Genomic DNA, 20,425 nt, shown 5'->3' on the forward strand with positions numbered 1-20,425 from the left:
TTACTACATTTCAGATAGCACCAATGTGTTCCATCTTCTTTCGTTTGCCTGTTTGATTAATGATCATACTACAACCGCAATGTGAACATTTTAATAATCCTCTAAACTCATATTAAATAGTGATATCTTCTTTATTTAATACTTTTTTACTATTTGCTAGATCAAAAACTTCTATTTATACAATTGCTGTATGTGTGAATACATATTTTTCTTTCACTCTACAAAAAGTGTGCAAAAAAACCGACTTCCCATAAGAAAGTCGGTTTTTATTAGAGCTTTAATTCACCCATTCTTAAAAGCTCTACAACTGCTTGCGAACGCCCCTTTACACCAAGCTTTTGCATTGCATTTGAAATATGGTTCCTTACTGTTTTTTGGGATATAAACAGTTCTTGGGCTATATCTTTTGTTGTTTTGTCCTGTACTAATAGCTCAAATACTTCTTTTTCACGTTTCGTTAATAGTTGCTTCGGCTTGTAGTCACTATCTGTCAAGTCTTAACCCCTCCTTGCTATCTTTAGAGTCACACTGTGAAGGGTATTTATTTAGTCAAAGTATTCTATGTTAAAAAAATCCTTTCCGTGCTTGCTTCTATCCCGATTAAATAGAAATACACCTTTGTCCTATGGTAACGCAGCCATTTATCTTGTTTTCACATAAAAAATAAAGCGACACTACTGACTATTCAGTTATGTCGCTTTACTTTAACATTACATATTGCTCTTAATGAATCAATTCACTTTTTTTCGCTTCATTTGAAACATGATCGATTTTGTTTGCTAATGGTTTCTTCAAGAATACAGCAAACACAATGGCGCCAATCATAAAGGCTAGTAATACTAAAATATCTCGAATCACAATAGCCTGAATCATTCCACCTACTGCTTCACGTAATAAGCTAATCGCATAGGTGAATGGTAAATATGGATTAATCGCTTGAAAGAATGGTGGTGCAACTTGGATTGGGAAAGTTCCACCAGATCCAGATAGTTGAAGTACTAGGAATATAATTGCTACACCTTTACCAACATTTCCAAATACAGATACAAGCGTGTATACAATTGACATGAAAACCAAACTAATAAAGATACCAAATATAACAAACCAGATTGGTTCTGCGACATATGCACCTAAAATAAACATATCACCTAATGTTACGATCAGAGCTTGCATAATACCTATAGAAGCAAATGTTAATCCCCTGCCAAAGTATATATGCGTATGTTTATACAATTCATCTTTATTCGCAACATCGACTCGAAGTAGTGAAATTAAAAGTAATGCACCTACCCACAAGCTTAATGTCGTATAGAATGGTGAATTTGCTGATCCATAATTAGGAATAGGAAATACCTTGTTCTCTTTTAATTCAATTGGATTTGCTAAGAAGTCACTCTCTTGTTTAATATCATTCTTTAACAGTTTAATAATATCGGCTAAATCTTGTTCTGATTCAAATTCTCGAATCTTATCAGCTGTATTTCGGACCGTGTCTTCTAAACCTGGTAAATCATCCCTAACGAGGTCAGCGATTTTCCCAACAGCTTCTTCTACCTGTGGCAGTTTGTTTTCAATGAAATCTGCTACTTTAGTGATTTCAGCGGCTGCTTCTGGTAAATCATTATTTACAAAATCTGCTGCCTGATGGATTTTTTCCTCTATTTCTGGAAAGCTATTTTCATAAAAATCTGCAGCAGCATCTATTCCAGCCATTACGTCATCCATTTTTTCATTTATTGCTATTGCAGTTTGATGAATTTCATCACCAATTTCGGGTAACTGTTCTTGTAATTGACTTATTTCTTCTTCACCATATTGTAAAGAGTTTTCCGTGTTTTCTAATATCGTTTCAATTTCAGGCAAGTTTTCTTGTGCTTTTTGTAAATCTTCTGACGCATTAGTAGCATCTATTTGTAATTGTTCAAGTCCACTACTAAGTAATGGATTAATTGTTTCATCAAAACGGTCAACCAGATCAGTAGAAGTTGCTACTGCCTCTTCCGATACATTAACTAATTGGTTGATTATTTCTTGGGAAATACTTTCCACATCTTGGTTCATTTCGGTTATTAAAACTTGTTCTTCTTCAAAATTAGCTCCCAATGCTTTTAGTTTCTCTATATCAGAAGTAAGTGCATCATCGTTTTGTTGTTGATTAATAGCTTCCATCACTTGTACTGATTGATCAATACTTGTTATGCTTGCTTCTAAATCTGTGTTTAACACAGGAATTTTTTCCTCTATTTCACTTGTTGATAGTTCATCATTGTCAAGTGCCACTGCAAATTGATGAACTTCTTCCGCTGTTTGTTGATACAAAAGTAGATTTTGTTTTAAAACAGGTGTAACTGTATCAAAAGCATCTTTATTGTCTTCTAAAAAGGTAGCTATTGCATCCGTATAAGCTGCACCAGATTCCGCAATTCTTTCGATTTCCGGCAAGGCCTCTTGTGCTCGAAATACTACTTGCTGTGCCTTTTGTATATCTTCTAATCCATCACTTACTAACTGTTCAACTTGATTGAAGTTTTCATCCACTTCAATAATTGCATCTGCAATACGTTGAATTTCTGGCATTTCTTCTTGGATAATTAAAATTTCATCCCCGACTTTTTCAATTTCAGGTAACTTATCCTCAAGTGTGACGACTGTTTCTGCAGCTTCCATAATTGCGGGCATCTCTGCTTCTAATTGTAAGATTTTATCTGCCTGTTTATTAATTTCAGGAATTTTCTCTTCTAATTGAATTGCTTTATTACCCATCTCTTCAATATCTGGCAAGCGATTTTCTAATGCAAAAATTTTACTTTCAATATTCCTTATTGTTGGCAATTCTTGTTCTAATTCAATTCCTATATCATTAAATATAGTTAATACTGATTCACTGACTGTTTCTATGAAAGTATCACTTGTTTGCGCTATTATTGTTGTCGCGCCAGAAGATGCCATTTTAGGAGCGATCGCATTAATTTTTTCATTAACACTATATTCTATCTCCGGTTTAATTTGTTCATCATCTAATAAAGTCCCGATCTTTTCTGAGAAGTCCTCGGGAATAGTTATACTTGCATAGAAATCTCCATTCCTTACTCCTTTTTCAGCTGCTTGTTTTGAAACAAATTGCCAACCAAGTCCATCATTCTCTTTTAAATTCGCAATAATTTGATCTCCAACGTTAACATCATCATCTCGAATTATTGCGCCACTATCTTCATTGGTAACTGCTATTGCGATATCACTTGTATTGGAATAAGGGTCCCAAGATGCCTTTAAGTTAAACCAAGCATATAGGGATGGTAATATCATTAAAGCCACAATCAAAAATAAAGCAACTGGTGTTTTGATTATATTAAACCAGTCCGTTTTAAAAATCCTGCCAATGTTACGCAAACGTCAACACCTCTTAGTTGTTTATCAAATTTAAATTCATTTTTTAGTCATAAAGAACATTTTAAAACTTTTTATCTTATCTGTCACGTTATATTTTAATATATTTGTTAAATACATAAGCTAAATGATGGTTGCATTCCCTTCTGTTTCAAGCGATAATAATGAATAGACTAATTTATTGTTACAGTTATGGAAGGGGACAGACTTGTGCATCACAATTTAAATATGACAGATCAAATAGCAGAGCAGCTTCAAACAACTGGTTCTGGATATGATTTACTGCGCTATGTATGCTTACCAGACTTACTCGGAAAAGATGCTACTACAATTTTATATGTACTCGGGAAAAATATCGCAAGACAAATAGAGTGGCAAACTTTTGATCAAGTCGCTGATTTTTTTAATAATACTGGTTGGGGATCACTCACAGATATTAAACAAAAAAGAAGTGAACATATTTTTGAATTAACAGGACCAGCAATTAGTCAACGTATGAAATCTGATCTAGTCGTTGATTATCGACTAGAGGCAGGCTTTTTAGCAGAGGCTTTTCAACAATTAAAAGGGAAACCTTGTGAATGTAGCGAAGAAATCTATCCTAAGAAAAATACGGTTGCTTTTCATGTCTTATATACAAAATAAATCTAAATATGATTCTTTCTCATTATAACCACAAAAAAACTAGAGCATTTTAATTGCTCTAGTTTTTTTATTTAGATAATGGCTTTAATTCATTTCCAAATACATTAGACAGTATTTTCATTAAAAGGTCAATCAATCCAAATAAAGTGCTCGGATAAATACTCACTAGTATTAGATTTATTATATCGCTTCCATCAGAAATAATCGGGAAAGAGCCCTCTAAAAAAAACAATAATGATAAAACAAAGATTCCTGATACCGCGTGCAATAAAAATCGACTTATAACTTTAATCAGAGCATTTCTTATTTTATTTGTTACCTTATCTATTCCAATTGAAATTGAGATTCCAAGAATAAAAACTATTGGAGCAACATAGACGATCGAAATCGCAATTGTAAAAACAAATAAGTCAAATAGAAATGTAATAATACTATTACCCAGGGTAATGCCGTTATTAAATAGTACATAAATTACCCCAGCGTTTATTGTTGTTAAAAATGCAACTACTAATTTCCTTTTAAACACAAACATTCTCCTCATTACTTTCAGCATAAAGAATTAATAAATAAACAATAAACGAATCGAGACCAATGAAAATTTTATGGTTCTTTAGTGGTCTCTATTTCGCTGTCGTCTTTATCCTTCTTTAGATGTTCCAATATTATCTGGGCGGTTGGTTCTGGAATCCCTAACCGTTTTAATTCATCTAATGAAGCTTCTTTAATGTCTGTAATCGATTTAAAGTGTGTTAGCAGTAATTTACGTCGCTTTTCTCCAACACCAGGTATGGAATCTAGCTCTGATTTGAAAGCACTTTTTCCACGCAGCTGTCGATGAAATGTTATCGCAAAACGGTGTACCTCATCTTGAATACGTTGTATTAAATAAAATTCTTGTGATTGGCGTTCTAACTCAATAACTTCTGGTGGATTTCCATATAATAATTCGCTTGTTTTGTGCTTATCGTCTTTCGCCAATCCACACAACGGAATATCCAAGCCAAGCTCGTTTTCTAATACATCAAACGCTGCGTTCATCTGTCCTTTCCCACCATCAATTACAATTAGATCTGGAAGGGGATAACCTTCCTTTAAAACCCGCGTGTAACGACGCCGTATAACTTCACGCATTGTTTCATAGTCATCAGGTCCTTCAACATCACGAACTTTATATTTACGATATTCCTTTTTTAATGGCCGACCATCACTAAATACAACCATCGCTGAAACAGGATCTGTACCTTGAATATTTGAATTGTCAAATGCCTCAATTCGATGTGGTATTTCAATATTTAACCGTTCACCTAAATCTTCCACAGCTTTAATTGTGCGTGCTTCATCGCGTTCAATTAAGGAGAACTTCTCTTCCAAAGCAATTTCAGCGTTTTTGCCTGCTAAATCAACCAATTCCTTTTTTCTTCCTCGATATGGAATCGTCACATCTACTTCCAATAATTCTTTTAGGAGTTGAAATTCTATCGGTGCTGGGACAAGAATTTGTTTAGGTTTTGGATGGTTTTGATGTAAATAAAAACGGCCAATGAAACTCATAAAAGTCTCTTCTGCCTCATCAAAAAACGGGAAAATCGAAACATCTCTTTCAATTAATTTACCTTGACGAATAAAGAAAACTTGAACACACATCCATCCTTTATCATAAGCATAATGAAAAACATCACGATTAACTTCATCATTTAAAGTCATTTTCTGTTGTTCCATTACCGCTTCAATATGCTGAATCTGGTCACGTAATTCCATTGCCCGTTCAAAATTCAATACATCACTCGCTTGTTCCATCTTTTCTTTTAAATTTCGTTTAATGGATTGGTGTCCACCATTTAAAAAAGAAACAATATCTTGAACGATATTTTTGTACCTATCTTCTGAAGGCGGGTCTTCTGAGCAAGCAAGACATTGATCCATATGATAATACAAACAATGTCTTCCCGGAGGATTGTTACATTTTCGCAATGGATAAATACGATCTAATAATTTCTTAGTTTCCCTTGCTGCGATAACATTTGGATAAGGGCCGAAATACTTGCCTTTGTCTTTGTATACACGTCGAGTGATTAACAATCTAGGATGTCTTTCATTAGTGATTTTTAAATAAGGATAACTTTTATCATCCTTTAGTAATACATTGTATTTCGGATCGTATTTTTTTATTAAATTCATCTCTAGAATTAATGCTTCAATTTCTGAAGATGTAACGATATATTCAAAATCTACAATTTCTTGAACTAATCGTTGTGTTTTTTGATCATTTGCGCCAGTAAAATAGGAACGAACACGATTTCTTAATAATTTTGATTTACCTACATAAATTATCGTACTGTGTTTATCTTTCATTAAATAACAACCGGGCTGTGCCGGCAATACTGCTAATTTTTCTTTTATTTTATCAGACATATACAGACACTCCACACTCAGTTTATGCTCTATTATAACAAAGAATAATCCCCTGCTACCATAAAAGTAACAAGGGATTAAAATTTCTAGATGCTATTCATTGTTTATGCGTGTTGGTTAATTAACTCAACTAATGCTTCTTTTGGTTGGAAACCAACAACTTGCTCTACGATTTCTCCATCTTTGAAAAGAAGAAGCGTTGGAATACTCATGACGCCGTATTTTCCAGCTGTTTCTTGGTTTTCATCTACGTCTAATTTTACGATTTTAACTTTATCGCTCATTTCGCCATCGATTTCCTCTAATACTGGTGCGATCATTTTACAAGGTCCACACCAAGTTGCCCAAAAGTCCGCTAATACTACGCCTGAACCTGTTTCTTCTGCAAATGTTTTATCGTCAGCTTTTACAATTGCCATTTATATAGCCTCCTCTTAATTTACTAAACATTATTTAATTCTTCATTGAGTATATCATTCTCATTTGCGCTCTGGCTACTAGTTTGCTCATAGCCTACTTTGCCCATTAAAAATAACCTCATACAGCAATCTTTTAACCAATGCTAGCTCCAATGATAAACGACAATCCAATTGAAATGACCATTGAGATAAATCCAACAGCTCGATTGTCATTTGCAATTTCCGTATCAATTTTATACGTTGGTGTGATAAATTCAAAAATGAAGTAGCCAATCAGTAATAATAAAAAGCCGAATGCACCCCATCCAACACTTTCAAGTATCGAATCATTATGTTCAATGGAAAATCGGAATACATTAGAAATACCAAAGATTTTTCCACCAGTAGCCATTGCCACAGCAAGGTTACCTTTTTTTATCTCATCCCAGTTTTTATAAGAAGTTACTAACTCAAAAACCACGAGAAATAAAATAATACATAATATTACAACACTATACCGTGCAGCAGTCTCAACATAGATATTTTCCCAAAAAGAAGCCATTTTATACACCCCAACCTATTGTTATATAGCATTTTATCATAGAAATAGGTGTTTTGGTAGTATAATCAAACTACTCAAAATTCTAAAATGGTTACACCACTTCCACCTTCATTCATACTACCTGCTCGTTGATTGCTAATATGTCGATGTTTTTTAGCAAATTCCTGCACACCTTTTCGAAGTGCACCTGTTCCTTTACCATGTATGATGGAAACGTTTGGATAACCTGCTAGAAGTGCATCATCTACATATTTTTCTAATTCTCTAAGTGCATCTTCATAACGTTCACCACGTAAATCTAGTTCTGTTTTGACATGACTATTCGATCCTTTAACCGTGGCAATTGCTTTTTCTACAACTGGCTCTTCTCTTTTAATAAATTGTAAATCTTTACGTTTGGCCTTAATCTTCATCATTCCAACTTGAATTTGATACTCATTTTTACCTGTTTTATCTATAACGGTTCCATTCTGATTTAACGTTGCTACTAGAACTTCATCTCCAACTTCTAATTCTGCCGTACTGTTAACTTGTTTAGTTGGTTTACCTGATTTTTTAGTAGACAAGTTTGGTTGGGCCTCATCAAATAACTTACGTGCCTCAATCCACTCGTGTTCTTTTAGTGTTGCACCATGTTTCATCTCACGAATAGTAGCTACAATTTGTTCTGCTTCTTCACGTGCATTTTGTAATGCCTTTTCAGCCTTTTGCTCTGCTTTTTGATAAAGAGATTCCCGTTTTTGATCAAATAACTGCCATTGTTTTTCTAAGTCTTCTTTCAGTTGTTCTGATTCAGTTAAAACTTTTTCAGCTTCTTCATAATCCGACTCTGCATTACGTCTAGCTGTTTCAAGAGAAGCAATCATATTTTCTACACTAGTTGAATCAGTACCAATATGGCTTTTAGCAGAAACAATTACGTTCTCTCTCAAACCTAATCGACGTGAAATTTCAAACGCATTACTTCGTCCTGGTACACCAATTAATAACCGATATGTTGGACGCAACGATTCGATATCAAATTCAACAGAGGCGTTGACTACACCATCTCTATTATAGCCATATGCTTTTAATTCAGGATAGTGTGTTGTAGCGATAATCCGTGCATTACGACTTACGACGTCATCTAAGATTGCCATTGCCAAAGCAGCACCTTCTTGTGGATCTGTTCCAGCACCTAACTCATCAAACAAAACTAAAGTCTTCTCATTGACATGCTCTAAAATATCTACAATATTTGTCATATGTGAAGAAAAAGTACTTAAACTTTGTTCAATTGACTGCTCATCCCCGATATCAGCAAATACATCATGAAAGACAGCCAATTCGCAACCGTCAAGTGCTGGAACTTGTAAACCCGATTGTGCCATTAGTGTACACAGACCAACCATTTTTAACGTAACTGTTTTACCACCTGTATTTGGCCCTGTTATCACAATCGCATGATAGCTTTCACCTAATTCAACATCATTTGCAACCACTTCATCATCACTCAAGAGTGGATGACGTGCTTGGTGCATTTTAATAATTCCTTGATCATTCATTTTTGGCATAGCAGCTCGCATCGATTGCCCTAATTTCGCTCTAGCAAAGATAAAGTCTAAAGAAGCTAATATTGTAACGTTTTGTCTTAAATATTCTTCATCTTCTGCAATCCTCATCGTTAACTCACGTAATATTCGTTCGACTTCTGTTTTCTCTTGGACTCTTGCTTCTTGGAGCTGATTATTCAACTCTACCACCGCTTGTGGCTCCATAAATAATGTTTGACCCGAAGATGATTGGTCATGAACGATTCCACCAATAGCTCCCCGATACTCTTGTTTGACCGGTAACACATAGCGATCATTACGAATCGTCACAATCGCATCAGATAGCATTTTAGCTTTTGATTTCGTATAACTATCCAACCGATCTCTAACTCTGCTTTCATTTGTTCTGATTTTCGACCGCAGAGAACGCAATTGATCAGATGCAGCATCCATTACATGTCCATTGTCATCAATACAATTTCTGATCTCACGTTCCAATTCACTTAGTGGTTCAATTTTTTCTACAAGTTCATTAATAATGAGTAGTTCCAAATCTTCAATTGATTCGATAAAACGACGCAGTGTTTTCCCACCATAAATGGTACCAGCGATATCTAAACATTCTTTTGGGTTTAATACACCACCAATTTCTGCTCGTTTAATACTTGGTTTTATATCAACAATTCCACCAAGCGGAACATTTCCATACAATCGCACAATACTAACCGCTTCATCTGTTTCGTCTTGTAAACGAAGTACTTCAGGTAAATTGGTAGATGGCTTCAAACGATTTGCACTTTCTTTCCCTAAAGAGGATGCGGCTTGATCCTTTAGCATCTGGATAATTCTATCAAATTCTAAAACCTTAAATATTCGCGGGTTCATTATTTGTGACTCCTTTTAACGTTTACTTTGAAAAAGTTCAATTAGGTCATCCTTTGTCCAGGTATTAACTACTGTTTCTGGTCTTAGCCAGCCTTTTTTAGCGACACGAACTCCCTCTTCCATGAAGGACAATGTTTTATAACTGTGCGCATCCGTGTTAATAGCAATTTTCACACCTTGTTCCTGTGCTATTTCAATCCATTTTGCTGATAAATCAAAACGATTCGGGTTTGCATTCAATTCTAGTATAGTATTTGTTTCTTTTGCTTTCGTAATCAATGCTTCTAGATTCACACGATAACCCTCTCTACGTCCAATAATACGTCCAGTTGGATGCGCAATAATGTTAACGTATGGGTTTTCAAGCGCTGTTGTTAATCGCTTCATAATTTCTTCTTCACTTTGATTGAAGCTAGAATGAATTGCACCAATAACGTAGTCCATTTCTTCTAAAAAGTCATCTGTAAAATCTAAAGAACCATCTGGACGAATGTCCATCTCCACTCCAGCAAAAATATGAATTTCGGGATATTCTTTCTTTAATCTTTCAATTTCTTCTCGCTGTTTACGCAAGCGTGTTTCATCAAGTCCATTTGCTACTTTTAAAAATTTGGAGTGATCCGTAATTGCTATATATTCATACTTACGCTCTATAGCCATTTTTACCATTTCTTCTGCTGATTGAGCTCCATCGCTCCATGTTGTGTGCATGTGTAGATCGCCACGGATATCTTCTATTGAAATCAGTGAAACTTCTTGTTCGAACGCTTCTAGTTCACCTCTATTTTGGCGAAGTTCCGGTGTGATATAATGCAAACCAAAATGTTTAAAAAAGGCCGCTTCTGTTTCAAATGTTTCAACCTCACCCGTTTCGGTGTTTTCTACTCCATACTCACTTATTTTTTCTCCTTGCTGTTTTGCACGTTGACGTAATGCAACATTATGATCCTTTGATCCAGTAAAATGATGAAGTGTAGTCGCAAAAGCTTCTGGTGCTACAATTCGAAAATCCACAGAAACATCAAAACGTTTCTCTAACACAACAGATACTTTTGTTTCTCCAGATGCAATTACTTCCTTTATTAAATCAATCTGCAATAAGGCATCTCGAACCGCTAAAGGATCCTTACTTGCAATAATAAAATCAAGGTCTTTTACCGTTTCTCTCATGCGTCGGATACTTCCTGCCCTTGAAAAACGCTCAACTACTTCTAATTCATTTAAGTACGCTTCAATTTCATCTACGATTGGTAACATGAACGCAATTGGCAAGCGTTCTGGTCTCGTTGAAGCCTCAGAAATTGCTTTCAGTATTTTTTCTGCTGTTTTTTGTCCAAATCCTTTTAAATTAGCAACAGCACCACTTTCACATGCAGCTTTTAATGTAGCAGCATCAATTACTTCTAATTCTTTATAAAGCTTGGCAATTTTCTTTCCGCCTAATCCTGGTAGATCTAATAAGGGTACAAGTCCTTCTGGTACTTCTTTTTGTAACGTTTCAAGAGTCTCTGATTGTCCAGCTTCAATATACTCATCAATTACAGCAGCAGTCCCTTTCCCAATTCCGTTCATAGCAGTAAAGTTATCTATTTCAATTAATGATCGATCATCTGTTTCAAGTGCTTGAGCCGCCTTACGATAAGCTGCTATTTTAAATGGATTTTCTCCTTTTAACTCTAGATATACTGCAATTGTATCTAACAAACGGATTACATCTTTTTTATCAATTGTCATTGTCTTTCCTCCGCGTCAATAGTTTTTATAACCTGAGAAAACCCTTGCTATTATAATTCACAAGGGTTTTCAATATTCCATGTAATAAAATATTTCAATCACCGATAAGACCGATGACATGATCAAACCACAATGTTTTGATTTGTGCTGATAAAACAGGCGTATTTTCAATGATAAAACCTGCTATTGATGATCCATCTATTGCTTGTTGTACAGATCCATTTGGTATCAATGCGGCTATGTATAAAATAACAAACAAAATGAAATACGTTTCAAGAAGACCAAATACTCCACCTAATAAACCATTGATCGAGTGTAGAATTGGTAATTCAGCGACAAAATCAAGCATTGAACTAATAATATTTAAAATAATTTTTGCTACGAAAAATATTATCGCAAACGCAATTGCATTATAAAACGCATTTTCTAATGGCAAGGCTTCTAGAAACACAGCCCATGTTTCCCCTTCTGCTAAATCGGGGTATGGTATCCACATTTCTAATTTACTAGAAAGATTGTCGTAATACATCGCTGCAACGATAAATGCTACAATAAAACCAATTAAATGAAATGCTTGTAAAATAAACCCTCGTTTTAATCCTCTTAACACACCTAAAATAAGTAATCCAATTAGTATAATATCTATCATTATCTTTTTATTCCTCTTTCATTTGTATTGAACGTTGGAGTTCTTCGTACTTTTTTTCTAAATTCATGTAATCATTCATTGTATTTACTGCTGTTAATACAGCTAATTTAGTCGTATCTAGGCTTTTATTAGCTGCATGTATTTCGCGCATTTTTTCATCTACTAGAGTTGCCACCATTCGTACATGGTGGGCATTCGCTTTTCCCATTATCGTATATTGCTTACCATATATGTCAACTGTAGTACGTGTTTTATTTGTTTGGGACACGATTATACCCCCCTCACTTGTTTCAATTATTCCTAAATTTAATAGTAACATGAACACAATCATTTAGGAAACTATTCTCTTTCCATTATTTTTGTTATAATAGATATACTATGAATATAGAGGAGATCCTATGGGACAAATTGTACTAACATTTTCGACAAAAAAAACTGAAGAAATGAAACAAGCGTATGAGTCTATGCTAAAACCAGCCCCTGAAGGTGCGCTTTTTGCAGCGACAACGCCTACTAGTTCCATTACCGCTTACGAATCAGGTAAAGTAATATTTGAAGGTGACAACCCTGAAACAGAAGCTGAAAAATGGGGCGATCCAGAAGCTTATGAAGAAGAAACAAAGAAGGCTAAGAAAAAGCCAAAGCATGGCTATGAACCTGATCCTGGTCTTTTCAATCAATCACATATAGGTTCAGATGAGGCTGGAACCGGTGATTACTTTGGTCCAGTAACGGTTGGAGCAGTTTATGTTAAAGCTGAGCAGATGAACATGTTAAGAGAATTAGGAGTAAAAGATTCTAAAAATTTAACAGATTCAGCCATTCAAACAATTGCTAAGAAATTACTTCAATTAGAAATCCCATACGCTCTTGTGATCTTACATAATGAAAAGTACAATGAGCTTCAACAAAAAGGATGGACACAAGGGAAGATTAAGACAATGCTTCATCATCAAGCAGTTACCAATGTGCTTAAAAAAATTGCACCTAAAGAACCTATGGGTATTTTAATTGACCAATTCTCACAACCTAGTGTTTACGAAAAGCATTTGCGGTCTGAACAAGCTACGTTACAAAATAATGTTTACTTTCTAACGAAAGCAGAAAATCATTCCATTGCAGTGGCAGCAGGATCCATTCTTGCTCGAGCAAGTTTCGTCCAAGAAATCAACAAACTCTCAACAGAAGCTAACATAACGTTACCTAAAGGTGCGTCTGCAAAAGTCGATAGCGTTGCAGCTACTATTTTAGAGCGTGGTGGACGAGAAGAACTTGAAAAATATAGTAAAATACATTTCGCCAACACTAAAAAAGCAGAAGCCTATCTTTAGGACACTGCTTTTATTTTTTTTCGAAAAGGATGGATTATATGGGACCGCTATTGAGATATGGAGATACTATTGGGATCATTTCATGTTCAGATGGTAAACCTTCGGAATATGTAACTACTATGAAAAGCTTAGAAGACGTTTTGATAAAGTTGGGACTGAAAATTAAATTTGCTGAAACGATCTACCAAGTAGCCGACACACCATTTAGTGGTTCGCCCGAAAGACGTGGACAAGCATTAATGAACTTCTTTCGTGATCCAACTATTAAAGCAATATTTGATATTTCTGGTGGTGATTCGGCAAATCAAGTTTTACCTTACTTAGACTTTCCATTAATTACTGAGAATCCAAAACCATTTTTCGGTATAAGCGATTTATCTGTTTTACTTAATGGGCTCTATACACGTACTGGTATTTGTAATTATCATTTTAAAATTAGCACGTTAGTCGGCAAGCATTCGTTCGAGCAAATAGATCTTTTTAACCACCTATTTTTAAATGATCATCAATCTGCTAATCAATTTATAACGTTTCCTTACACCTTCTTACGCGGAAATTCGCTCAGCGGAACAGTAGTTGGTGGTAACATTAGATGTTTCTTAAAATTAGCAGGTACTCCTTATTTACCTAATCCAACCAACAAGCTATTATTTCTTGAAAGCCTCGGTGGTGGATCAAATAGGACTGCTTCTTTATTAGCACAACTTGACCAAATTGGATATTTCAATCAATGTAACGGGGTATTATTAGGCACTTTCACGGAAATGGAATCTAAGCAGGCCCAACCAACAGTAGAAGAACTTGTTTTAGAAATTACAGATAAGTACCAACTGCCGATTGTAAAAACAAATCAACTCGGACATGGATCTAATGGACATTGTTTACCTATAGGGGCTCACATTCATTTATCATTACCGGACTAAGTGTTTTTTTACCTGTAAACTATTACTTTGTGATCATTGGAGCATCTACTCTTGCTAAACTCTATTTAGTCTAATCGGTTTTATTATTGAGATATTTTCTGTATCTTATTTCATTAAAAAGCCAGCTTAAAACCCCATACATTAAACCAAATATCACCGAATTTAAAATATAATAAGATAGCATTTCAAACGTATCATTAGAGAAGTAATCTAATCCCAAGCTGATTAAAAAGAACAGAATACCGCCTAAAAGAACACCGTATAGGAGTATATACTTCCACTTACCCATTTTTCTTATCTTTTCCCATCTTTGCCATTGTGCCTCTTTATTGGCCATCCAAATTCACATCCTTCCTTATCACATGCTTTCGTTTATTTTTACAACTTTTCTTTTTCTTTTAGCAAAGTATCTAATTTCTCTTCAATTCTAGTTAAATCACTTTTTCTATTTATACTACTGATAAATAATTTTACAATAAGGATTATAAAAATTATAAAAACAATCATACCAATAAAACTAACTAAAGAAAATAGTATATCACCAGTGTTAAACCCACCTACTCCTATAGCTAAAAACATGTGGTTTTCCTCCCTTAAAAATATTGTTACTTCATTTATATCTTTCAATCATATCTCTAATAATTATTTTAACATAATATAACATTTAGAATTAAATTAGTTCATTTTAAAAATTACATCTTATAAAGTGAAACAATCTGAACATATTAACAATTGAGGTGATGATTAAATGGAACGAAATAATAAAGATCAGACTATACAAGAAGAAAAAAGTCGTGAACGCATAAGTGTAGACTCTGAGCTAACTAATAATTTATTAGACATTGATAGAGAGCAACAGGGCGATTCTATAAATGAGCACAAAAATAGAGAAGCTGGCAATACTTTTATTGCAGATAAAGTGATTAAACAAACATTTAACAATTCATAAAACAATTAAATAAAGTAAATCCGACAGTGTCTAAACAATTAGACACTGTCGGATTCTTATAGTGAATCTTAAAAAACTAATCGTATATTATTCTGAACGTACTTATCCTCTTAATTCCGCTTGATGTTCTGCTTTTACAGCGGTTAATATTTCTTGATAAGAGTTCTCTACTTCCTCATCTGTTAGCGTTCTCTCCGGATCAAGGTAAAGTAAATTGAATGCAATTGACTTCTTACCAGATTCTAGATTCTCTCCTTGATAGAGGTCAAATACGCGTACTTCTTTGACTAAATCTCCTGCTGAAGCTTCTATTGTAGCTTGAATAGAACCTGCTGGTACATCTTGATCTACAACTAAAGCGATATCCCGTGAAACGGTTGGGAAACGTGGAATCTTCGCAAAGTTTGGTTCATCTATGTGAGCATCCATTACGTAATCCAAATCAATATCACATACATACGTATCTTTTAAATCGAATTCCTGCTGCAAGCGTGGGTGAATTTGACCGATAAAACCAACTATTACATTATTTACTTTCACTTGTGCCGTTCTTCCTGGATGCATACCTTCGACCACCGCTTCTTCGAAAGTTGCGACAAGATTTAAACGATCAAGTAATCCCTCTAAAATACCTTTTACAAGATAAAAGTCGACTGATCTTTTTTCTTGTTGCCATGGATGTGTTAGCCATTCACCTGTGATCGCAACTGTTGCTCTCAGTTTTTCTTCTGGTTGCTTTGTTACATTTTCCTCTTCTGATAGGAAAACAGAACCAACCTCATAATAACCTAGATTCACTTGTTTTCTCGCAATATTATACGAAAGAGAGTCAAGCATTTCAGGTAACATGCTCAAACGAAGTGTACTATGTTCTTCACTCATTGGCATCGATAGCTTCACAGGTGTGAATCCTGCTTCCTTAATTTCAGGACTAACTAATAGTGTTGCACGTTCCTTCGTTGTTAGGGAGTACGTGATAGCTTCCATCAATCCAGCGCTTTCGAAGTACTTCTTCACTTCACGTTTTACAGTTTGACGCTTGGTTAAGCCCCCAGCTAATGCTCCTTGAGGTAATGTATAAGGTAATAAATCATACCCATAAATGCGTGCAATTTCTTCTAACATATCCTCAAAAATCGTGATATCTTGTCTCCGTGTGGGTACGTGAATAGTAAATGTCCCCTCGTTTTGGTCAAAAGAAAAGCCGAGCTTTCGGAGAATGTCTGCAATATCATCGACTGAGATATCTGTACCTAGACGATTATTCACACGGTTCGTTTCAATTACTACTTGTTTTTCTGATTTATCTAACTGATCAAACTCGACTACATCAGATAATACCTTCCCATTTGCATATTGACTTAGCAACTGGCAAGCTCGAAGTCCAGCACGTTTGACACGATTTGGATCAACACCTTTTTCAAAACGTGTACTAGATTCACTTCGCAATCCATGAAATTTGGAAGCTATGCGCACTGCTTTTGGATCAAAATACGCCGCTTCTAAAAGAACTGTTGTTGTTTCATCCGTTACTTCAGCGTTTGCCCCACCCATTACACCAGCAAGTGCTGTTGGTGTAGTGCCGTTTGTGATAACTAAATGGTCTGTTTTTAATGTGCGTTCTTTATCATCTAAAGTTTGTATGCTCTCATTTTCTTTTGCACGACGAACAATAATTTCGTTTGATCCAAACTGATCAAAGTCAAACGCATGTAAAGGTTGACCATATTCAAGTAAAACATAGTTTGTAATATCTACTACGTTGTTAATCGGTCGAATACCAGCTGCAATTAAATAGTTTGACATCCATAATGGAGAAGGACCGACTTTAATATCCTTCACAACGAATGCACCATAATACGGATTTAACTCTGGTGCTTCGACTGTAACTTTAACTTGATCTGTCGCCTTTTCTGCAGTTGTTTCTACTGTCTCATCTGGCAGTTGCACTTGTACATCTAAAATTGCTGCTACTTCATATGCAACACCAAGCATGCTTAATGCATCAGATCGATTCGGTGTTAATCCTAATTCTAAGATGGCATCGTCTAAATTCAATAAGGATGCCGCTTCTGTTCCTACTTCTACATCATCAGGAAAAACAAAAATACCATCTGCAATATCTTTCGGTACAAACTTCTCTTCTATCCCTAACTCTTGTAAAGAACAAATCATACCGTTAGATTCGACACCACGAAGTTTAGCTTTCTTAATTTTGAAATTGCCAGGTAACACAGCCCCTGGTTTTGCTACTGCAACTTTTTGTCCTTTTTCAATATTTGGTGCACCACAAATGATTTGTAATGTTTCTTCTCCAACATTAACCTGACAAAGATTTAATTTATCAGCATTTGGATGTTTCTCACATTCTTCAACATAACCAACAACAACATTTGTACTTTTCGCTGCTATATATTCAATTCCTTCTACTTCAATTCCTGTTTTTGTGATTTTATCTGCTAATGATTCAGGTGAAATATCTTCTAAATCAACATATTGTCTTAACCAATTGATTGATACGAGCATGTTTATCCCTCCTAATTACGCTTTATGATATTGTTTTAAGAATCGAGCATCATTTGTATAGAAATGGCGAATATCATCGACACCGTATTTCAACATTGCAATGCGTTCTGGTCCCATTCCAAATGCAAAACCACTATAGACTTTAGGATCATATCCGGCCATTTCTAATACGTCTGGGTGAACCATACCACCACCAAGAATTTCAATCCAGCCTGTATTTTTACAAACAGAACAACCCTTTCCACTGCATACCTTACAAGAGATATCCATCTCAACTGATGGTTCCGTAAACGGGAAAAAACTCGGACGTAAACGTATTTCTCTTTCTTCTCCGAAAAATTGTTTCGCGAATTGATTTAAGACACCTTTTAAATCACTCATTTTTACATCTTTATCAACATAAAGACCCTCAACTTGTGTAAATTGGTGAGAATGTGTCGCATCATCTGTATCACGTCGATACACTTTCCCAGGGCAAATCATTTTTACAGCTTTACTACCTTTATATTCACCCATTGTTCGAGCTTGAACAGGCGAAGTATGTGTTCGTAATAACAATTCTTCTGTAATATAGAAAGAATCTTGCATATCGCGTGCTGGGTGATCTTTCGGTAAGTTTAATGCTTCAAAATTATAATAATCTGTTTCTACTTCTGGACCCTCTCGAACCTCAAATCCCATCCCAATAAATAAATCTTCAATCTCTTCGACAATACTAGTTAATAAATGTGGTCCCCCAACTTGAACAGGCCGACCTGGTAACGTCACATCAATTTTTTCGGTTAACAGTTTTGCATCTAATGCTTTTGTTTCTAGTGCTGCCTTTTTTTCATCTAGTTGTGTCGCAATGGCTTCACGAACTTTATTCGCTAATTCCCCGATAACTGGTCGTTCCTCAGCAGATAGTTTTCCCATCCCTCTTAACACTTCCGTAATCGGTCCTTTTTTCCCTAAGTAAGAAACACGTACTTGCTGTAGTTCCTCTAATGTTGAGGCTTCTTCTACTTTCGCTAAAGCTTCTTCTTGTAACGCTTGTAACCGTTCTTTCATGAAATAACCTCCTTATATTCTTGTTTTCGACTCAATTTACGCACATAAAAAGCCTTCATCCCATAAAAGGGACGAGGCTTCGAATCGCGGTACCACCCTTGTTGACAAATATCTATTTGCCCACTCTAACTTGATAACGGAATTAATTCCGGAACGTTTTTACTTCATAAATAAAGGTCCAAACGTCAGCTCCAGAGTGAAAATTCAACTTTACTCCATGCAAGAAGCTTACAGTCTAAGGCTCCTTTTCCCTGAATCATCGAATAGTTGTAAAGTCTACTGACTCTTTCTTTGCTTGTAAATATATATGTATCTTATCTTATTATAGAAAATTCCAAACAAAGATGCAACTAAAACTCAAAAAATCAACGTTATTACTTTGTTGTGACAATTTGATAGAGCATGATACCAGTTGCAACACTTACATTTAAAGACTCTGCTTGGCCATAAATTGGTATGTGTACACGCTGATCTGCCACCTCTAATAAATTCTGATCAACACCTGCACCTTCATTTCCAACTATTAGTGCTAGTTGTTCTGGAATGGCTATTTCCTGAATTGGACTTGCTTGTTCTAATGTTGAACCCCAAATGCTTACATTTTGGCTTTTTAATTCCTTCGTATATGCAAGTAAATTCTTTCTAGCAATTGGTAAATGAAAAAGTGAGCCTTGTGATGCCCGGATAACTTTATCATTATAAAGATCAACAGTTCCATCTCCTAATACTACAGCATCAAAACCTGCTGCATCTGCTGTGCGAATCATTGTTCCAACATTCCCTGGGTCTTGAATGGCATCTAACAATAACAACTTTTGATTATTCACAATTTTTAATTCTTTCATTTGAACAATTGCCGCAATTCCTTGTGGTGTTTTAGTATCTGTAAGATGTTGCATTACGTTCTCTGTAACATAAGTGATTTTATCTGATAATGCCTCAATTTCCTCAGGTATTTTAGCTCCATCTTGTAGAATTAAAGCTTCCACATCCCAATCACTTCTTAGTACTTCTTGTACAAGATGCAAACCTTCTATTATAAATAGTTGCTGTAGCTCGCGATGTTTCTTGATTTTTAATTTATTCCATTGTTTGATTGTTTCATTTTTTACTGATGTAATCATTTTATTCATCCTTTATTTAATGTCTTTCCTATCATACATATTTTTACTAGGTCTGGTCAAACTAATCTTAGTAAAAAAATATTATAATGGGGTGAATGTATGGATTTAAATCTACGTAAAGCAATTTTGGCTAATGTATCAGATAATGACAAGTCGCAATTAGAAGCAACAATTGTTGATGCCATTCAAAGTGGCGAAGAAAAAATGTTACCTGGTTTAGGCGTATTATTTGAATTAATTTGGCAGCAATCTGATCAAAGTGAGCAAAAAGAGATGCTAGACTTATTAGAACAAGGTGTAAAACAAATACAATAGGTA

The 20,425-nt window shown here is 35.1% G+C and carries 20 protein-coding genes, 1 pseudogene and 1 other annotated feature; of the genes and pseudogenes, 5 read left to right on the forward strand and 16 right to left on the reverse strand.

Translation table 11 applies throughout. The annotated features are described in order from the left end of the window. Positions 1–10: 10 nt before the first annotated feature. From DM447_RS18855 to DM447_RS12615, 3 genes and pseudogenes are all read right to left on the reverse strand, one after another. Positions 11–100, reverse strand: a pseudogene (locus tag DM447_RS18855) (hypothetical protein); the annotation flags it as partial. Positions 101–269: 169 nt separating this feature from the next. Continuing rightward, positions 270–494 (reverse strand): helix-turn-helix domain-containing protein, encoded by a 225-nt coding sequence (locus DM447_RS12610; RefSeq protein ID WP_112181553.1) that lies wholly within the window; start codon positions 492–494, stop codon positions 270–272. 229 nt (positions 495–723) lie between these two features. Further along, positions 724–3,390, reverse strand: coding sequence for a YhgE/Pip domain-containing protein (locus DM447_RS12615; RefSeq protein ID WP_112181554.1), 2,667 nt, complete (start codon positions 3,388–3,390; stop codon positions 724–726). 207 nt (positions 3,391–3,597) lie between these two features. Between DM447_RS12615 and DM447_RS12620 the strand changes: the two genes are divergently transcribed. Next, positions 3,598–4,032 carry a YslB family protein gene (locus DM447_RS12620; protein WP_232824215.1) on the forward strand — a complete coding sequence of 145 codons (435 nt, stop codon included), beginning with the start codon at positions 3,598–3,600 and terminating at the stop codon, positions 4,030–4,032. A gap of 67 nt (positions 4,033–4,099) precedes the next feature. Here the strand turns inward: DM447_RS12620 and DM447_RS12625 are convergent, their stop codons facing one another. The 8 genes from DM447_RS12625 to zapA form a co-directional block, all read right to left on the reverse strand. Next, positions 4,100–4,558, reverse strand: a complete 459-nt coding sequence (locus DM447_RS12625) for a hypothetical protein (RefSeq protein WP_112181555.1) — start codon at positions 4,556–4,558, stop codon at positions 4,100–4,102. Between the two features lie 74 nt (positions 4,559–4,632). Then, positions 4,633–6,444: an excinuclease ABC subunit UvrC gene (uvrC, locus tag DM447_RS12630; protein WP_112181556.1), complete on the reverse strand. Its 1,812-nt coding sequence runs from the start codon at positions 6,442–6,444 to the stop codon at positions 4,633–4,635. Positions 6,445–6,548: 104 nt separating this feature from the next. Continuing rightward, positions 6,549–6,863, reverse strand: a complete 315-nt coding sequence (gene trxA, locus DM447_RS12635; RefSeq protein ID WP_112181557.1) for a thioredoxin — start codon at positions 6,861–6,863, stop codon at positions 6,549–6,551. Positions 6,864–6,996: 133 nt separating this feature from the next. After that, positions 6,997–7,404: a DUF350 domain-containing protein gene (locus DM447_RS12640; RefSeq protein WP_112181558.1), complete on the reverse strand. Its 408-nt coding sequence runs from the start codon at positions 7,402–7,404 to the stop codon at positions 6,997–6,999. Positions 7,405–7,478: 74 nt separating this feature from the next. Continuing rightward, positions 7,479–9,821: an endonuclease MutS2 gene (locus DM447_RS12645; protein WP_112181559.1), complete on the reverse strand. Its 2,343-nt coding sequence runs from the start codon at positions 9,819–9,821 to the stop codon at positions 7,479–7,481. A gap of 15 nt (positions 9,822–9,836) precedes the next feature. Then, positions 9,837–11,555 (reverse strand): DNA polymerase/3'-5' exonuclease PolX, encoded by a 1,719-nt coding sequence (polX, locus tag DM447_RS12650; protein ID WP_112181560.1) that lies wholly within the window; start codon positions 11,553–11,555, stop codon positions 9,837–9,839. Positions 11,556–11,649: 94 nt separating this feature from the next. Then, positions 11,650–12,204 carry a CvpA family protein gene (locus DM447_RS12655; RefSeq protein WP_112181561.1) on the reverse strand — a complete coding sequence of 185 codons (555 nt, stop codon included), beginning with the start codon at positions 12,202–12,204 and terminating at the stop codon, positions 11,650–11,652. Between the two features lie 7 nt (positions 12,205–12,211). Next, positions 12,212–12,472 (reverse strand): cell division protein ZapA, encoded by a 261-nt coding sequence (gene zapA, locus DM447_RS12660; protein ID WP_112181562.1) that lies wholly within the window; start codon positions 12,470–12,472, stop codon positions 12,212–12,214. A gap of 130 nt (positions 12,473–12,602) precedes the next feature. Between zapA and rnhC the strand changes: the two genes are divergently transcribed. Then, positions 12,603–13,535 carry a ribonuclease HIII gene (gene rnhC / locus DM447_RS12665; protein ID WP_112181563.1) on the forward strand — a complete coding sequence of 311 codons (933 nt, stop codon included), beginning with the start codon at positions 12,603–12,605 and terminating at the stop codon, positions 13,533–13,535. Positions 13,536–13,573: 38 nt separating this feature from the next. Continuing rightward, a complete protein-coding gene (locus DM447_RS12670; protein WP_112181564.1) occupies positions 13,574–14,458 on the forward strand; it encodes a S66 peptidase family protein in 885 nt (294 codons plus the stop codon). 70 nt (positions 14,459–14,528) lie between these two features. Here DM447_RS12670 and DM447_RS12675 read toward each other — a convergent pair whose 3' ends face one another. Both DM447_RS12675 and DM447_RS12680 read right to left on the reverse strand, forming a co-directional pair. Beyond that, on the reverse strand, positions 14,529–14,795 hold the full coding sequence (locus DM447_RS12675; protein WP_112181565.1) for a hypothetical protein: 267 nt from the start codon (positions 14,793–14,795) through the stop codon (positions 14,529–14,531). Between the two features lie 41 nt (positions 14,796–14,836). After that, positions 14,837–15,037 (reverse strand): DUF4083 domain-containing protein, encoded by a 201-nt coding sequence (locus DM447_RS12680; RefSeq protein WP_112181566.1) that lies wholly within the window; start codon positions 15,035–15,037, stop codon positions 14,837–14,839. A 169-nt stretch (positions 15,038–15,206) separates the two neighbouring features. Here DM447_RS12680 and DM447_RS12685 point away from each other — a divergent pair, with 169 nt between their 5' ends. Then, a complete protein-coding gene (locus tag DM447_RS12685) occupies positions 15,207–15,407 on the forward strand; it encodes a hypothetical protein (RefSeq protein ID WP_112181567.1) in 201 nt (66 codons plus the stop codon). A 102-nt stretch (positions 15,408–15,509) separates the two neighbouring features. Here DM447_RS12685 and pheT read toward each other — a convergent pair whose 3' ends face one another. From pheT to DM447_RS12700, 3 genes are all read right to left on the reverse strand, one after another. Beyond that, positions 15,510–17,933, reverse strand: coding sequence for a phenylalanine--tRNA ligase subunit beta (pheT, locus tag DM447_RS12690; RefSeq protein WP_112181568.1), 2,424 nt, complete (start codon positions 17,931–17,933; stop codon positions 15,510–15,512). Positions 17,934–17,948: 15 nt separating this feature from the next. Continuing rightward, positions 17,949–18,983 (reverse strand): phenylalanine--tRNA ligase subunit alpha, encoded by a 1,035-nt coding sequence (gene pheS, locus DM447_RS12695; protein ID WP_112181569.1) that lies wholly within the window; start codon positions 18,981–18,983, stop codon positions 17,949–17,951. Between the two features lie 64 nt (positions 18,984–19,047). Then, positions 19,048–19,284: a binding site (T-box leader), on the reverse strand. 73 nt (positions 19,285–19,357) lie between these two features. Continuing rightward, the gene (locus DM447_RS12700) at positions 19,358–20,107 is read right to left on the reverse strand and encodes a TrmH family RNA methyltransferase (protein WP_112181570.1); all 750 of its coding nucleotides are present in this window, start codon (positions 20,105–20,107) and stop codon (positions 19,358–19,360) included. Positions 20,108–20,206: 99 nt separating this feature from the next. On the opposite strand from DM447_RS12700, the gene sspI reads away from it, so the two are divergent. Beyond that, a complete protein-coding gene (gene sspI, locus DM447_RS12705; protein WP_112181571.1) occupies positions 20,207–20,422 on the forward strand; it encodes a small acid-soluble spore protein SspI in 216 nt (71 codons plus the stop codon). Positions 20,423–20,425: the final 3 nt, after the last annotated feature.

The sequence above is a fragment of the Paraliobacillus zengyii genome (assembly GCF_003268595.1).
GTDB lineage: Bacteria > Bacillota > Bacilli > Bacillales > Amphibacillaceae > Paraliobacillus_A > Paraliobacillus_A zengyii.

Coding starts and splice junctions, on each gene's coding strand:
- uvrC (WP_112181556.1), bottom strand. CDS start 6,444: ATGTCTGATAAAATAAAAGAAAAATTAGCAGTATTGCCGGCACAGCCC.
- trxA (WP_112181557.1), bottom strand. CDS start 6,863: ATGGCAATTGTAAAAGCTGACGATAAAACATTTGCAGAAGAAACAGGT.
- DM447_RS12640 (WP_112181558.1), bottom strand. CDS start 7,404: ATGGCTTCTTTTTGGGAAAATATCTATGTTGAGACTGCTGCACGGTAT.
- DM447_RS12645 (WP_112181559.1), bottom strand. CDS start 9,821: ATGAACCCGCGAATATTTAAGGTTTTAGAATTTGATAGAATTATCCAG.
- polX (WP_112181560.1), bottom strand. CDS start 11,555: ATGACAATTGATAAAAAAGATGTAATCCGTTTGTTAGATACAATTGCA.
- DM447_RS12655 (WP_112181561.1), bottom strand. CDS start 12,204: ATGATAGATATTATACTAATTGGATTACTTATTTTAGGTGTGTTAAGA.
- rnhC (WP_112181563.1), top strand. CDS start 12,603: ATGGGACAAATTGTACTAACATTTTCGACAAAAAAAACTGAAGAAATG.
- DM447_RS12670 (WP_112181564.1), top strand. CDS start 13,574: ATGGGACCGCTATTGAGATATGGAGATACTATTGGGATCATTTCATGT.
- DM447_RS12675 (WP_112181565.1), bottom strand. CDS start 14,795: ATGGCCAATAAAGAGGCACAATGGCAAAGATGGGAAAAGATAAGAAAA.
- DM447_RS12680 (WP_112181566.1), bottom strand. CDS start 15,037: ATGTTTTTAGCTATAGGAGTAGGTGGGTTTAACACTGGTGATATACTA.
- DM447_RS12685 (WP_112181567.1), top strand. CDS start 15,207: ATGGAACGAAATAATAAAGATCAGACTATACAAGAAGAAAAAAGTCGT.
- pheT (WP_112181568.1), bottom strand. CDS start 17,933: ATGCTCGTATCAATCAATTGGTTAAGACAATATGTTGATTTAGAAGAT.
- pheS (WP_112181569.1), bottom strand. CDS start 18,983: ATGAAAGAACGGTTACAAGCGTTACAAGAAGAAGCTTTAGCGAAAGTA.
- DM447_RS12700 (WP_112181570.1), bottom strand. CDS start 20,107: ATGATTACATCAGTAAAAAATGAAACAATCAAACAATGGAATAAATTA.
- sspI (WP_112181571.1), top strand. CDS start 20,207: ATGGATTTAAATCTACGTAAAGCAATTTTGGCTAATGTATCAGATAAT.